The organism is Corynebacterium fournieri, assembly GCF_030408775.1.
Classification (GTDB): domain Bacteria; phylum Actinomycetota; class Actinomycetes; order Mycobacteriales; family Mycobacteriaceae; genus Corynebacterium; species Corynebacterium fournieri.
Genome location: NZ_CP047210.1, coordinates 2235041 through 2247153, shown reverse-complemented (window position 1 = coordinate 2247153; position 12113 = coordinate 2235041). Strand labels below are relative to the sequence as shown.

Sequence of the window (12113 nt, the reverse complement as noted above, 5' to 3'; positions counted from 1 at the left end):
CGCATTGCGGACAACCCCGAATACCAACCCCAACAGGCCAACGGCCTAGGGCACCGGCCACTCCCCGTGCAGCTGAAACGCTCGAGGTTCCCCGCTCAACGGATCAGTGAAGCCGAGCAGGGTGCAGCGCAGAAGCATCGGCACTGAAAAGTCCTCGCCGTCGGCGGGAAGAAGCTCCGGGTAGATGCGGTCGCCGAGGATGGGGGCGGCTTCCTGCATCATTTGCACTCGGAGTTGGTGGGTGCGGCCGGTTTCTGGCTGCAACGTGTAGCGGCCGAGGGGTTCGGTGAGGCCGTAGTGGGCCTGCAATGCGGTTTCGACAGGCAGCGGGAGCCGGGAGACGTCGGCGACGACGGTGCGGCTGTTAGGCTCGGCGCCCGGCACGACGCGGGCGGCGGGTTCGCCGGACTGTTTGGTCAAGTGGTGGAGCCAGGGGGTGGCCGGAGGGACGTCGTGAAGCGGGGCGATCGCCTCGTATTCCTTGCGCACCTCGCGTCGCGCGAAAAGCTCCTGGTAGGCGCCGCGGATGGCGCGGCGTTTGGTCAGCAGGAGCAGACCGGATGTGGCGCGGTCAAGGCGGTGGGCGGGTGTGAGTTCTTCGTTTCCGGTGGCGCGTCGGAGGCGCACGGTGGCGGTTTCGGTGATGTGCGAGGCGCGCGGCATCGTGGCCAGAAATGGCGGTTTGTCCACGACGAGGATGTCGTCGTCTTCGAAGACGGTGGTGATGTCGAAGGGGACAGGCCGCTCGGGCGCTGGGCGCCGGTAGAAGTAGACGTCGGTGCCGGGGGCCAGCCACTCATCGGGTGTGAGTGCGGAGCCGTCGCGCTTGACGACGTTTCCTTCGGCAAACCGCGACAACACCGCGGATTCATCGTCCACGGGGTGCCGGTGGCGTTGGGTGGATATGAGGTGCCAGATGAAATCGCCGGCTTTGATGCCCGGGCCTTCTGGCACGCGGGCGCGAGTGGCCCCGAGGCCGTTGCGGGGCGGCAGCGGGCCGGTTTTCTGCGTCTTCTTGCGTGCCATTGTGTGTAGTAGATTAGCCGCCATGGATCTTGGAGCATTGGTTGAGCCGCTGGTGGCGTTCTTCTCGCAGGGCATTGGCAAGCAGGTGTTGGATTTCCTCCGCGTGATTTACGAGGTGCTGTTCCCGGCTAACGCTCCGGCGGCGACCCCGCAAGAACTGCCACGCTAGTGAAGTAAACAGCACTAGACTGTGGGTATAACCAGCCGATCCTAGGGAAGGTGAGTTTATGACCCACGAAGATATCGTTGTAGTTGCCGTCGACGGCAGCCCCGCCTCTGATAACGCAGTGCGTTGGGCTGCAAATACGGCGATGAAGCGCGACATTCCGCTGCGCCTGGCTGCTGCGTACTCAATGCCGCAGTTCCTGTACGCGGAGGGCATGGTGCCTCCGCAAGAGGTGTTCGACGAGCTGCAGCGTGAAACTCTGCAGACCATCGACCGTGCGCGCGACATCGCGCTTGAGGTAGCGCCGGATCTGCGGATCGGCCACGCTCTCGCGGAGGGTTCGCCTATTGACATGCTGCTGGAGATGTCCAAGGACTGCACGATGGTGGTCATGGGCTCTCGCGGCTTGAGCGGCCTGTCCGGGATGGTGCTCGGTTCCGTCTCCGGTGCCGTGGTTTCTCACGCGTCGTGCCCGGTGGTGGTTGTGCGTGAGGACAACGCGGTCACCGACGTGAACAAGTACGGCCCCGTGGTCGTCGGCGTAGACGGTTCGGAGGTTTCGCAGCGTGCTACTGAGGTCGCTTTCGAAGAGGCGGCCGCGCGCGGTGCGGAGCTACTCGCAGTGCACACCTGGGTGGACACCCAGATCCAGGGCCCGGGGGCCGGCTACGCGGTCTCGGAAGACCACTGGAAGGCAGTGCAGGAGGAAAAGGACGAGCTGCTGACTAACGCCCTGAGCGAGCTCAGCGAGAAGTACCCGGATGTGGTGGTGAAAAAGTCCATCACCCGCGACCGCCCAGTGCGCGCGCTTGCCTCTGCCGCGGAGGGTGCGCAGCTGCTGGTCACCGGTTCTCACGGCCGTGGCGGCTTCAAGGGGATGCTGCTCGGGTCCACCTCCCGTGCGCTCCTGCAGGAGGCGCCGTGCCCGATGATGGTCGTGCGTACCCAAGATTCGTAAACGAACCGTTATGTAATTGCATGCGGGGCGTTGCACATCCCGCCGGTTGCAGGGGGATAATGGCCACGGTACTGATAGAGAAAAATGAGAAGGGTTGAAAAACTATGACACCTACCTTGGGCTTTTTGGGTTGGATCATTATCGGCGGTCTGGCTGGCTGGATCGGTTCGAAGATTCAGAACCGTGACGCGCAGATGGGTATCGGCCTGAACATTCTGGTCGGCATTATCGGCGGTCTCCTCGGCGGCTGGCTGCTGTCCGTTTTCGGCGTTGATGTCGCAGGCGGCGGTCTGTTCTTCAGCTTCCTCACCTGCCTGCTCGGCGCGGTGATTCTGCTGTGGATCATCAACATGGTCACCAGCCGCCGCCGCTAGGTTTGGCGCTACAAAATCCCCCGGTGCGTACCGGGGGATTTTTTGTGCGCAGTGGACTATACGTACCGGTTTGTCTATATTGAGAGGCGATCAACGCACGAAGGAGTTTTCCTTGGCCACCACCAGCAAGAAGAAGCCGACGACGCGACGCCGCGATCGGCCGAGCCCGCGCCAGCGGCTGCTCGATGCTGCGACGAAACTGTTCACGGAAGAGGGCATCCGCGTCATCGGCATCGACCGCATCCTGCGCGAGGCCGATGTGGCGAAGGCGTCGCTGTATTCGCTGCTGGGCTCCAAAGACAACCTGGTCATCGCCTACCTTGAGCAGCTGGATGAGCAGTACCGGGCCCGCTGGGGCGAGCGCGCCGCGAAGGCGCCGGACGCGGACGCAAAGATCCTCGCCTTCTTTGACATGGCCATCGATGAGGAGCCCGAAAAGGACTTCCGCGGCTCGCCCTTCCTCAACGCCGCAGGCGAGTACCCGCGGCCCGAGGTGGAGTCGGAGGAGCGCATCGTCGCCGCGTGCGTGGCGCACCGCTCCTGGATGCGCGAGACCATCACCGTGCTTCTCACGGAAAAGAACGGCTACGAGTCCTCGGCGCTGGCGGACGAGCTGCTGATCTTCCTCGACGGCGGCCTGTCGGGCGCGCGGATTCTGCACAGCGTGGAGCCGCTGCGCACCGCCCGCGCGTTGGCGGAGAACACGTTGGGCGCACCGCCGCCGGATTACTCCATCTAGCCGGCTGACGCTACGCTCGTGCGCATGACCACGGCCCACACGCACCCACAGGTGCCAGTGCCTTTCCCAGAGTTCCAGGCGCACCAACCAGAGCAGAAACGCGATCGCGTGAGTGCCTCGCAAGTCATCGGCGAGCTGCTGCTCACCATCGGTGTGGTGCTTTTGCTCTTCGCGTTCTACGAGTCTTTTTGGACCAACATCGCGTCCCACCGCATGCAGGACGAGGCGCAAACGCGTCTGGAGGAGCAGTGGGTCAACCCCCGCCAGGCCAAGACGGGGCAGCTCGGCGACGCGTTTGCCAAGATGTACATCCCGGCGTTCGGGCAGGACTACCAGTTCGCCATTATCGAGGGAGTGCAGGAGCATCAGCTGCTCACCGGACCGGGCCACTACCCGGGCACGCAGCTGCCGGGCCAGGACGGCAACTTCGCCGTCGCCGGCCACCGCGTGGGCAAGGGCGCGCCGTTCAATGACCTGGGCGCGCTCAAGGCGTGCGACGCAGTGGTGGTGGAGACGCAGACGGAGTGGGTGACGTACCGCGTGCTGCCGATGGCGCAGGACCCAGCCGGCCGCCGCGGGGAGGGCGCCGGCTGCCTGCCGGGTCAGCTCAATGAGCGCGTCGCGGCCGGCGACTACGCCGGCGTGCTGGGCCGCGAGATCACGCTGCCCGGCGACATCGAGGTGGTCAACCCCATCCCGGGCAACCGGTCCACGAAGGTCGAGCCGGGCATGGAAGGCCTGATCACGTTGACGACGTGCCACCCGCAGTTCTCCAATGCGGAGCGCATGATCATCCACGCGGTGCGCACGGAGGTTACGCCGAAAGACTCCTCGGGCGCCGTCCCGGACGCTATGAAGGAGGTGCGATAACCCATGTACGCGGCATTGTGGCGCAAGCTTCCCGGCCCCGCCTGGGTGAAGTGGCTGCTCACCCTCATCATCCTGGCAGGTGTGTTCCTCCTGCTCATGGAGGTTGTCTTTCCTTGGGTGTCGTCGTTGATGCCCTACAACGACGTTGCGGTCTAGCTAGAGCCAGCGTGGCACGGGCGGCGCCCAGGCGCGCAGCTTGGCCAGCAGCTCGTGCGGGTCGTCGGCGACGACCATGTGGGCCCGGTCGGTGGGGCGCATGAAACCCTCGGCCACCATGTGGTCCACCATCGCCACCAGCGGCGCCCAGAACGCGCTGCCCAGCAAGCCGATCGGTTTTTGGTGCAGCCCGAGCTGTTGGCTGGTCCATTCCTCGAAGAGTTCGTCGAGGGTGCCGGCGCCGCCGGGGAGGGCGACGATGGCGTCGGCAAGCTCGCTCATGCGCGCCTTGCGCTCGGACATCGTGGCCACCACCTCGAGCCGCTCGAGGCCGTCGTACTGCAGCTCGTAGTTGGCCAGGTGCTCCGTGAGCACGCCGATGCTTCTCGACGATCCTTCGGCCACCTCGCCCATCAACCCCACCTTCGAGCCGCCGTAGACGAGCGTGATGCCGGACTCCGCCAACGCCTCGCCGAAGGAGCGGGCCAGCGCCGCGTTCGCCGGGTTGGTGCCCTCGCGGGCGCCGGCGTAGACCGCCACGGCGGAAATCTCGCGCGAGCGAAGGGCAGGGAAAATCTCGGTGCGCAGCAGCGGCGCAAGTTCTGTGTCGGGGATGTCGGGGGCGGTGGGGTCGATCCAGCGTGCCTCGGCGATCTCGGCGGCGGGCGCCGGTGCCAGGCCCGCGCCGGGGTGCAAGAACACCGTGGAGGTCACCGTGTGGCCGGGCTCGTTGGACGCGGGGGCGCTGAACTGGCCGAGGTAGCTCAGCCGCTCCGGGTCGACGCGCACGCCCACCTCCTCGAGGGTCTCGCGCACGGCCGTGTCCACCAGCGTCTCCCCGTCTTCCGGCTTTCCGCCCGGCAGCTGAAAGCGTGGGCTGGAGTGCTTGCGCACGCACAGCACGCGGCCCTTGTCGTCGGTGAACACGATGGCGGCTACGGAGATCATCACAGAGCTAGGTTAGCGATGACCTTCTCGGCGACGGATTCGGCTTTGACGGACTCGTTCTGGTTGGTGAACACCGCCACCGCCGTTGTCCCCTTGGCCACCGCGAACGCGGCACCGATGCGGCCCGGCACGTCCCCGCCGCCGTGGCGGCCGCCTTCCCAGCCGCCCGGCAGCGAGGCGGGCTGGGTGTTGGCGACCGGGGTTACGTAATCCACCACCGCGCGGGCGCTTTCGACCGAGTCCATGTGGCGCACCATCACCGTCAGCTGCGGCTCCTCCGGGTAGGACCAGTACTGGCAGGCCGGCGGGTCGAAGCGGGTGTCCGTGCCCACGCCGGTGACGCGCTGCCCGTTGGTTTGGGCGACCCATTCGGTGTCCAGGTAGGGGCACTCGGTCCAGCCGTCGCGCGGGGTCTCCGGCAGCGCCTGGACGGGCAGGGCGGGTTCCGGGGAGGGGGTGGCCGAAGGGTCGTCGCTAGGCAAAGGCTCCTGCGAGCACCCGGCGAGGGCGAGCAGGAGCAGGGCGGTGGGTACTCTCAGACGCATGAGCTCCAGATTAGTGCTGTTGGAGCAGCATCCCGGCAAAACCGCCGACTACCGGGCGCTCGACGCGGGCATCACGGTGCTGGCGGTGTGCCTCATGCTCGTCTCGTTCGGGGCGCTGGCGCGGATGCCGCTGAACTCCGCGCTGCTGCACATTGTCATGACATCGGCGTTCGCGTTTTTGCTGTTCTACGGCATGGTGGAGATGTATCGCTGGGGCGCGTGGGGGCGCGTGGCCTGGATGCTGGGCGCGACCGCGGTGTGGGTGGCGGACATGACGGTCTCGCCGGTGGCCGTTTACTGGGTGTTCGTGCTGTTTTTCGTGGCGCTGCGCGCCTTTAGCAACTGGGTCGGCTACGCGTGGGTGGTGGCGTGTCTGGCCATCAGCATCGCTATGCAGATCCCTGAGGGGCTCACGCTCGGCGGGGTGATGGGCCCCGCGCTGTCCGCGGTGGTTGTGGTGGCCATCAACTACGCGTTTGCCACCATCACCCGCGTGAGCCGCGAGAGGCAGCAGCTTATCGACGAACTGTTGGCCACCCGGGACCGCCTCGCCGAGACGGAACGTGCGGCCGGCGTGGCCCAGGAACGCGAACGCCTCGCCCACGAGCTGCACGACACGGTGGCGCAGAACCTCTCCTCCATCCAGATGCTGCTGCACTCGGCGGAAAAGGACATCCGCAGTAGCGGGTTGCCGCAACAGGCCGCGCAACAGCCGCTGCGGAAGATGGAGACGGCGCGCCGGGCGGCGTCCAACAACCTGGCCGAAACGCGCGCCATGATCGCCGCGCTGGCGCCGGCGCCGCTGACGGAGTCGTCCCTGCGGGATGCGCTCGGGCGCGTGGCAGGCGATTTTGGCGCGGCCGGCGGGCTGGACATCGAGGTGGACGTCGACGGCGACGCCGTGCCACTGCCCATGCGGGTGGAGGCCGGGCTGCTGCGCATCGCCCAGGGCGCGGTGTCCAACGTGGTCAACCACGCCGAGGCCACCGCTGCGCGCATCACCCTGACCTACGCGCCGGATGAGGTGCGCCTGGACGTGGTGGACAACGGGCGCGGCTTCGACGTGGACGCCCAAGCCCTCAAACCCAGCGGCCTGGGCCACCTGGGGCTGGATGCGATGCGCTCGCGCGCCGCGGAGCTGGGCGGGCGCCTGGACATCGAGTCCGCCCCCGGCGGGCCGACGGCACTTTCGGTGGCCGTGCCGGTTACTATCAGCCAAAAGATTGTCAAGGAGGGCGACGTTGATCCGGGTATTGCTGGCTGACGACCACGAGATTGTCCGCCTCGGCCTGCGCTCCGTGCTGGAGGAGGCCGAGGACATCAAGGTGGTGGCCGAGGTCGCCACCGCCGAAGGCGCGATCGCCACCGCGCAGGCGGGCGGCATCGACGTCATCCTCATGGATCTGCGCTTCGGCGCGGGGGCGGAGGGCCAGCGGGTGGCCACCGGTGCTCAGGCCACCGCCGCGATCCGCGCGAACATGGCCAACCCGCCGAAGGTGCTGGTGGTGACCAACTACGACACGGACGCCGACATCCTCGGCGCCATCGAGGCCGGCGCCGTGGGCTACCTGCTCAAAGACGCCCCGCCGGAAGAACTTGTCGCCGCGGTGCGCTCCACCGCGCGCGGCGATGCCACCATGTCCCCGGTGGTGCGCGACCGGCTGGAATCGAGGGAGCGCACCCCGCGCTCCTCGCTCACCCCTCGCGAGCTGGAAGTGCTCCAGCTCGTCGCCGCTGGCTCCTCCAACCGGGAGATCGGCCGCCAGCTCATGCTCTCCGAGGCGACGGTGAAATCCCACCTCGTGCACATCTACGACAAGCTGGGCGTGCGCTCGCGCACCTCCGCCGTGGCGTCTGCGCGCGAGCAGGGCGTGCTGTAGCGGCCTCGTTCCTCGGCCGCTACAGCGGAGAAAGTAGGCGTTCCTCGGCCGCTACAGCAGGGGGAAGCCTTACAGTAGCGTTCCTACTTCGACAGCTTGGTGTGCACGTCGGCGGCGAGGTTGTTCAGGTCCTCGTCGATGGAGTTGTGCGCCAGGCGGCGCTGCTCCGGGTTGGCGTGCTCAGCGTTGCGCACGGCCTGCTCCAGCTCGTCCAGACGGACGCGGGCGTCGCCCTTGAACCCCTCGCCGAGGGAGTCGGACTGCTCGATGTTTTGCCGTACGGCGTCGATACGCGCCTTCAGCTCAGCGCCGCGGCCGGAGTGGCGGGCGAGATCCTGCGAGGTCAAGCCCAGACCGGCCGCGCGGTTGTTCACCTGGTTCTGCTGCAGGGAGGTCAGCGCCTTGTACGCCAACGGCAGCAGCACCGGCACCAGCACGCGGGCGGCGGAGACCCACTGCTTGGCTTTCTTCTGGGTGATGCCGGACTCCTCGATGCGCTTCAGGTGCGCCTTGGCCAGATCCTTTTCGTGCTTCTGCTTGCGCTTGAGCCCCTTCTTCTCTTCCTTGAGCAGGCGCTTTTCCGCCTTGTCCAACAGCTTGGCCACGCGCTGGTCGGCCTTTGCCTCTTGCTTGGCCAGCTGGCGGGCGTGGCTCTGCGCCGCCTTGACCTCAGCCTTCGTCTTCGCGCGGGACTTACGGATGGCCTCAAAAACACCCATGGTCTGTTCTCCTCTAATCGTTCGCTCTAACGCCCATTCACTGTACCTGCCAGGGCACTGACCCGGCCCAGGTATCGTTTGGACATTGTGAGCTTCCAACCTGTGCGCGCTTCGGACCTTGTGGGCTGCCGCTTCCGCCTGCGGCAGCGCCGCGCGCACCCGGACGTGCCTGAACTGCCGGAGGCGTTGCTGCGCCAGCCGCAGATCGACGCCGCCCGCGCCGCCGTATTCGATCTGCTGCCGGTCAAGCGTGCACTTGGCGACGGCGCCGGCAAAGTCTTCGTCCGCGTCGACATCGACCCAGCGGGCGACCGCGTCGCAGCCACGCAAGATGCTTTACGACGTCGCGCGCACCTGATCACCAACGCCACCCTCGTCGGCGCGGTGGACGGCGTGGAAGCCGAAGCCGACGTGGACGTCCTCGTGCGCGCCGACGCGGGGTATCTGCCGGTGATGATTTCCAACCACCGCGTCGCCCGCTCACATCCGAGTGCCGAGCTGGAGATGATCCCCACCGGGCGCCTGGGCCTGGGCCAACCGCTGACGGTGCACGCGAAGCCGCGCCACCACACCGTGGACGGCTACCGCGTGGCGCTAGCGCACGTGCTGTTGGGCGAGCGGGCGGACGGCCGCGGCGCGGTCATCGGCCAGGACCGCGCCCGCGCCTACCTGTGCGAGCCCGAGCGCTACGTCGAGCCGCTGCTCCGCGTGCTGGGCGAGCCGTTGCCCACCGAACCGAAGCGACTGAAGCAGTGCGCCACCTGCCGCTTTTGGCCGCTGTGCGAGCCGCGCCTGGTTGCACTCGACGACATTTCGCTGCTCCTGCCCGGCGGCCGCGGCGACGTCTGGCGCGAGCGCGGCATCCACACCGTGCAGCAACTCATCGACGACGCACCTGCCGAACCCGCCGCCCTCGCCCGCGCCTGGCGCGCCGGCGTGCCGGTGCTGCGCCGCCCCAGCCTCGCCCCGGCGCCCCGCGCCGACGTGGAGGTGGACGTGGACATGGAGGCCTACCTGGACCAGGGCGCATACCTGTGGGGCACGTTCGACGGCACCGACTACCGCGCGTTTGTCACCTGGGACGAGGTCGGCGGCGACGCCGAGGAAGGAAACTTCGCCGCGTTCTGGTCCTGGCTGATGGCGCGCCGGTCCGAAGCGCATGCTCAGGGCAAGACCTTCCGCGCCTACTGCTACGCCGCGGGAGGGGAGAACCACTGGCTGCGCTCGTCAGCCAAGCGCTTCGCCTCTGTGGACGCCGAGGAAGTGGCCGCGTTCATCGCCTCCGACGAGTGGGTGGACGTGTTCGCCCACGTGCGCCGCTCGTTGGTGGGCACCGACGGGCTGGGGCTGAAGGTGCTCGGCCCGGTGGTCGGCTTCGAATGGGAGGACGACGACGTGGACGGCGAGCGTTCCGTGGCGCTGCGCCGCGCGGGCCGCCTCGGCGACCAGGCCGCCCGTGAGATGCTGCTGCGCTACAACGAGGACGACTGTCGCGCCACCCGCGCCGTGCGCGACTTCCTGGACTCAGGTGCGCCGGGCGTGCCCGAGTTCGGGGCCGTGTAGCAAAGCGGTATAGCACCGTCCAGTCCGCTGCTATACGGTCCTCGCTGCGCGGCGGCGTTTCCCCAGTTCATATTGGTGACGATGTGCGATAAGAGCATGGTGGTATAGCAGGGCCATCGCGCTGCTATACGGTCTGCATCGGGCGCGCTACCTCTCCGCCTTCCACAGCGCCGCGGCCACCAGGGCAAGCGTGCCGAGCATCGTGGCGAGCACGGCGACGAACCCGACCCACGGCAAACCTTCGTACGCCCAGCCGGTTGCCGCACCGAGGATGGACGAGCCCATGTAGTAGCAGAACACGTACATGCTGGAGGCCTCTGCGCGGTCGCGTTCCGCGATGAGCCCCACCCAGCCGGAGGCGATGGAGTGCAGCGCGAAGAAGCTGGCGGTAAACACCAAAAGGCCCACCAGGGCGACCCACAGGCTGGACGCGGCCACGGCGAGCGCGCCAGCCAGCATCAGCAGCGCAGAGGCGAGCACCACCAGGCCGCGCCCGTAGCGCTTGGAAAACACGCCGGCGCGTGCGCTTGACCAGGTGCCGGAGAGGTACACCACGTAGACCAGGCCGCTCAGTGCCGCGGGCAGCCCGTAGTCCAGCACGGCGCGGAAGCCGAAGAAGTTGTACATGGACACGAACACGCCCATGGCGATGAACGCGGTGGCGTAGAGCCCCACCAGCCTTAGGTTGCGCAGGTGGCCCAGCATCGCGCGCAGCTCCACGCTGGGGCGTATCGATGCCTTCGGGTGAAAGTTGCGCTGCTCCGGCAATGCCCACGCCGCCAGTGCCGCCAGGGTGAAGGCCACCATCGCGCTGCCGAACATGGCCCAGCGCCAGGTGGTCAGCTCCAACAGGGCCGCCGGGATCAGGCGGCCGCTCAAGCCGCCGATGGAGTTGCCGGCGATGTACAGGCCCATCGCGCCGGGCAGGTCGGACGCGTCGAGTTCTTCGGACAGCCAGGTCATCGCCACCGCCGGCGTGCCCGCGATGAGCGCGCCCTGGACCGCGCGCAGGGCGATGAGCTGCCCCGCGGTCTGCGCCAGCGGCAGCGCCGCCCCGAGCGCGGTCGCGCCCAGCGCCGAGACCACCAGCACCCGGCCGCGCCCGTACTTCTCGGACAAAATCGACGCCGGCACCACGCACAGTGCGAGTGCGCCGGTGGCGGCGGAGACAGTCAGCGCGGCGGTGGAGGGGCTGACATCCAGCTCGGTGGTGAAGGTGGGCAACAGTGCCTGGGTGGCGTACAGGGTGTTGAAGATGGCGAGCCCGAACGCCAGCATGGCCAATGTTGCGCGACGGTACTCCAGGCTGCCTTTCTTCATGCCCACCATGCTAGGAAATCCGCAACAAATTTTTGCCGAAATGGTTGCCAGATAAGGCAAGGCTAACCTAGTATGGCTTGTGAGTTCGCAGGGACTCGACGTATCACAGGGAAAGCCAACGCCCGCCCTTCCGGAAACGGAAGTGGCGGGCGCTGGTGTGTGGAGGGCGGAACGAGACGTCGTTAAGCAGATGCCTTTGCGTAGCGCTCGTTGACGTCGTCCCAGTTGACAACGTTCCACCATGCCTCGACGTAATCAGCCTTGACGTTCTTGTACTGCAGGTAGAACGCGTGCTCCCACATGTCCAGCATGAGTACCGGGGTGAAGTCCACGGAGACGTTGCCCTGCTGGTCGGTCAGCTGCTGGATGATCAGGCGGCCAGCGATGTGGTCGTAGCCCAGCACAGCCCAGCCGGAGCCCTGCAGGCCGGTGGCGACACCGGAGAACTGCTTCTTAAAGGCCTCGAAGGAACCGAAGTCGCGGTCGATGGCCTCAGCGATCTCGCCGGTCGGGTTGCCGCCGGCGTTCGGTGCCATGTTCTTCCAGAAGATGGAGTGGTTGGTGTGGCCACCCAGGTTGAACGCGAGGTTCTTGGACAGGGCGCGCAGGCGATCCGGGTTGGCCTCGCCGTTGCGCTCAGCCTCGAGGGCCTCGAGCGCGGCGTTTGCGCCAGCAACGTAGGTCGCGTGGTGCTTGTCGTGGTGCAGCGTCATAATCTCGGCGGAGATGTGCGGCTCCAGCGCGTCGTATGCGTAGGGGAGATCAGGAAGCTCGTAAACAGCCATGATTGATTCCTTTCGTCTGCGAATCAGTTGCGGGGCCCATGGTAGAGAAAATTCGGGAACAGTG

At 67.0% G+C, this 12113-nt stretch carries 15 protein-coding genes; 9 read left to right on the top strand and 6 right to left on the bottom strand.

Annotation, left to right across the window (positions count from 1 at the left end; genetic code table 11):
• Positions 1-45 precede the first annotated feature (45 nt).
• Positions 46-1026 (bottom strand): pseudouridine synthase, encoded by a 981-nt coding sequence (locus CFOUR_RS10710; RefSeq protein ID WP_230471809.1) that lies wholly within the window; start codon positions 1024-1026, stop codon positions 46-48.
• A 22-nt stretch (positions 1027-1048) separates the two neighbouring features.
• Here CFOUR_RS10710 and CFOUR_RS10705 point away from each other — a divergent pair, with 22 nt between their 5' ends.
• The 6 genes from CFOUR_RS10705 to CFOUR_RS10680 all read left to right on the top strand — a co-directional run bounded on the left by CFOUR_RS10705 (position 1049) and on the right by CFOUR_RS10680 (position 4289).
• Positions 1049-1195: a hypothetical protein gene (locus tag CFOUR_RS10705; RefSeq protein WP_179154823.1), complete on the top strand. Its 147-nt coding sequence runs from the start codon at positions 1049-1051 to the stop codon at positions 1193-1195.
• Between the two features lie 58 nt (positions 1196-1253).
• A complete protein-coding gene (locus tag CFOUR_RS10700) occupies positions 1254-2150 on the top strand; it encodes a universal stress protein (RefSeq protein ID WP_085957639.1) in 897 nt (298 codons plus the stop codon).
• 104 nt (positions 2151-2254) lie between these two features.
• Complete coding sequence (locus tag CFOUR_RS10695) at positions 2255-2524, top strand: GlsB/YeaQ/YmgE family stress response membrane protein (RefSeq protein WP_085957638.1); 270 nt, start codon at positions 2255-2257, stop codon at positions 2522-2524.
• 112 nt (positions 2525-2636) lie between these two features.
• Entirely contained in the window at positions 2637-3263 is a 627-nt protein-coding gene (locus CFOUR_RS10690) for a TetR/AcrR family transcriptional regulator (protein WP_085957637.1), read from the top strand.
• Positions 3264-3287: 24 nt separating this feature from the next.
• Positions 3288-4133: a class E sortase gene (locus CFOUR_RS10685; RefSeq protein ID WP_435383873.1), complete on the top strand. Its 846-nt coding sequence runs from the start codon at positions 3288-3290 to the stop codon at positions 4131-4133.
• 3 nt (positions 4134-4136) lie between these two features.
• A complete protein-coding gene (locus CFOUR_RS10680) occupies positions 4137-4289 on the top strand; it encodes a hypothetical protein (RefSeq protein WP_179154822.1) in 153 nt (50 codons plus the stop codon).
• On the opposite strand, the gene CFOUR_RS10675 is transcribed toward CFOUR_RS10680, so the two are convergent.
• On the bottom strand, positions 4290-5237 hold the full coding sequence (locus CFOUR_RS10675) for a TIGR00730 family Rossman fold protein (protein ID WP_085957636.1): 948 nt from the start codon (positions 5235-5237) through the stop codon (positions 4290-4292).
• Positions 5237-5782 (bottom strand): DUF2020 domain-containing protein, encoded by a 546-nt coding sequence (locus tag CFOUR_RS10670; protein WP_085957635.1) that lies wholly within the window; start codon positions 5780-5782, stop codon positions 5237-5239. Before CFOUR_RS10670 ends, CFOUR_RS10675 begins: the two co-directional genes overlap by 1 nt.
• Here CFOUR_RS10670 and CFOUR_RS10665 point away from each other — a divergent pair.
• Both CFOUR_RS10665 and CFOUR_RS10660 read left to right on the top strand, forming a co-directional pair.
• The gene (locus tag CFOUR_RS10665) at positions 5781-7046 is read left to right on the top strand and encodes a sensor histidine kinase (protein WP_085957634.1); all 1266 of its coding nucleotides are present in this window, start codon (positions 5781-5783) and stop codon (positions 7044-7046) included. The genes CFOUR_RS10670 and CFOUR_RS10665 overlap by 2 nt on opposite strands.
• On the top strand, positions 7024-7662 hold the full coding sequence (locus CFOUR_RS10660; protein WP_085957633.1) for a LuxR C-terminal-related transcriptional regulator: 639 nt from the start codon (positions 7024-7026) through the stop codon (positions 7660-7662). The genes CFOUR_RS10665 and CFOUR_RS10660 overlap by 23 nt, the downstream gene beginning before the upstream one ends.
• A gap of 83 nt (positions 7663-7745) precedes the next feature.
• On the opposite strand, the gene CFOUR_RS10655 is transcribed toward CFOUR_RS10660, so the two are convergent.
• Complete coding sequence (locus CFOUR_RS10655) at positions 7746-8381, bottom strand: DUF6474 family protein (protein WP_085957632.1); 636 nt, start codon at positions 8379-8381, stop codon at positions 7746-7748.
• 87 nt (positions 8382-8468) lie between these two features.
• Between CFOUR_RS10655 and CFOUR_RS10650 the strand changes: the two genes are divergently transcribed.
• The gene (locus CFOUR_RS10650) at positions 8469-9944 is read left to right on the top strand and encodes a TM0106 family RecB-like putative nuclease (protein WP_290179441.1); all 1476 of its coding nucleotides are present in this window, start codon (positions 8469-8471) and stop codon (positions 9942-9944) included.
• A 147-nt stretch (positions 9945-10091) separates the two neighbouring features.
• Here CFOUR_RS10650 and CFOUR_RS10645 read toward each other — a convergent pair whose 3' ends face one another.
• Positions 10092-11264, bottom strand: a complete 1173-nt coding sequence (locus CFOUR_RS10645) for an MFS transporter (protein ID WP_230471808.1) — start codon at positions 11262-11264, stop codon at positions 10092-10094.
• Between the two features lie 182 nt (positions 11265-11446).
• The gene (locus tag CFOUR_RS10640) at positions 11447-12049 is read right to left on the bottom strand and encodes a superoxide dismutase (protein WP_085957631.1); all 603 of its coding nucleotides are present in this window, start codon (positions 12047-12049) and stop codon (positions 11447-11449) included.
• Between the last annotated feature and the right edge of the window lie 64 nt (positions 12050-12113).

What these genes read in the sequence shown, in the direction of transcription:
- CFOUR_RS10710 (WP_230471809.1), bottom strand. Translation starts at nt 1,026, where the DNA reads ATGGCACGCAAGAAGACGCAGAAAACCGGCCCGCTGCCGCCCCGCAAC.
- CFOUR_RS10705 (WP_179154823.1), top strand. Translation starts at nt 1,049, where the DNA reads ATGGATCTTGGAGCATTGGTTGAGCCGCTGGTGGCGTTCTTCTCGCAG.
- CFOUR_RS10700 (WP_085957639.1), top strand. Translation starts at nt 1,254, where the DNA reads ATGACCCACGAAGATATCGTTGTAGTTGCCGTCGACGGCAGCCCCGCC.
- CFOUR_RS10695 (WP_085957638.1), top strand. Translation starts at nt 2,255, where the DNA reads ATGACACCTACCTTGGGCTTTTTGGGTTGGATCATTATCGGCGGTCTG.
- CFOUR_RS10685 (WP_435383873.1), top strand. Translation starts at nt 3,288, where the DNA reads ATGACCACGGCCCACACGCACCCACAGGTGCCAGTGCCTTTCCCAGAG.
- CFOUR_RS10680 (WP_179154822.1), top strand. Translation starts at nt 4,137, where the DNA reads ATGTACGCGGCATTGTGGCGCAAGCTTCCCGGCCCCGCCTGGGTGAAG.
- CFOUR_RS10675 (WP_085957636.1), bottom strand. Translation starts at nt 5,237, where the DNA reads ATGATCTCCGTAGCCGCCATCGTGTTCACCGACGACAAGGGCCGCGTG.
- CFOUR_RS10665 (WP_085957634.1), top strand. Translation starts at nt 5,781, where the DNA reads ATGAGCTCCAGATTAGTGCTGTTGGAGCAGCATCCCGGCAAAACCGCC.
- CFOUR_RS10670 (WP_085957635.1), bottom strand. Translation starts at nt 5,782, where the DNA reads ATGCGTCTGAGAGTACCCACCGCCCTGCTCCTGCTCGCCCTCGCCGGG.
- CFOUR_RS10655 (WP_085957632.1), bottom strand. Translation starts at nt 8,381, where the DNA reads ATGGGTGTTTTTGAGGCCATCCGTAAGTCCCGCGCGAAGACGAAGGCT.
- CFOUR_RS10645 (WP_230471808.1), bottom strand. Translation starts at nt 11,264, where the DNA reads ATGAAGAAAGGCAGCCTGGAGTACCGTCGCGCAACATTGGCCATGCTG.
- CFOUR_RS10640 (WP_085957631.1), bottom strand. Translation starts at nt 12,049, where the DNA reads ATGGCTGTTTACGAGCTTCCTGATCTCCCCTACGCATACGACGCGCTG.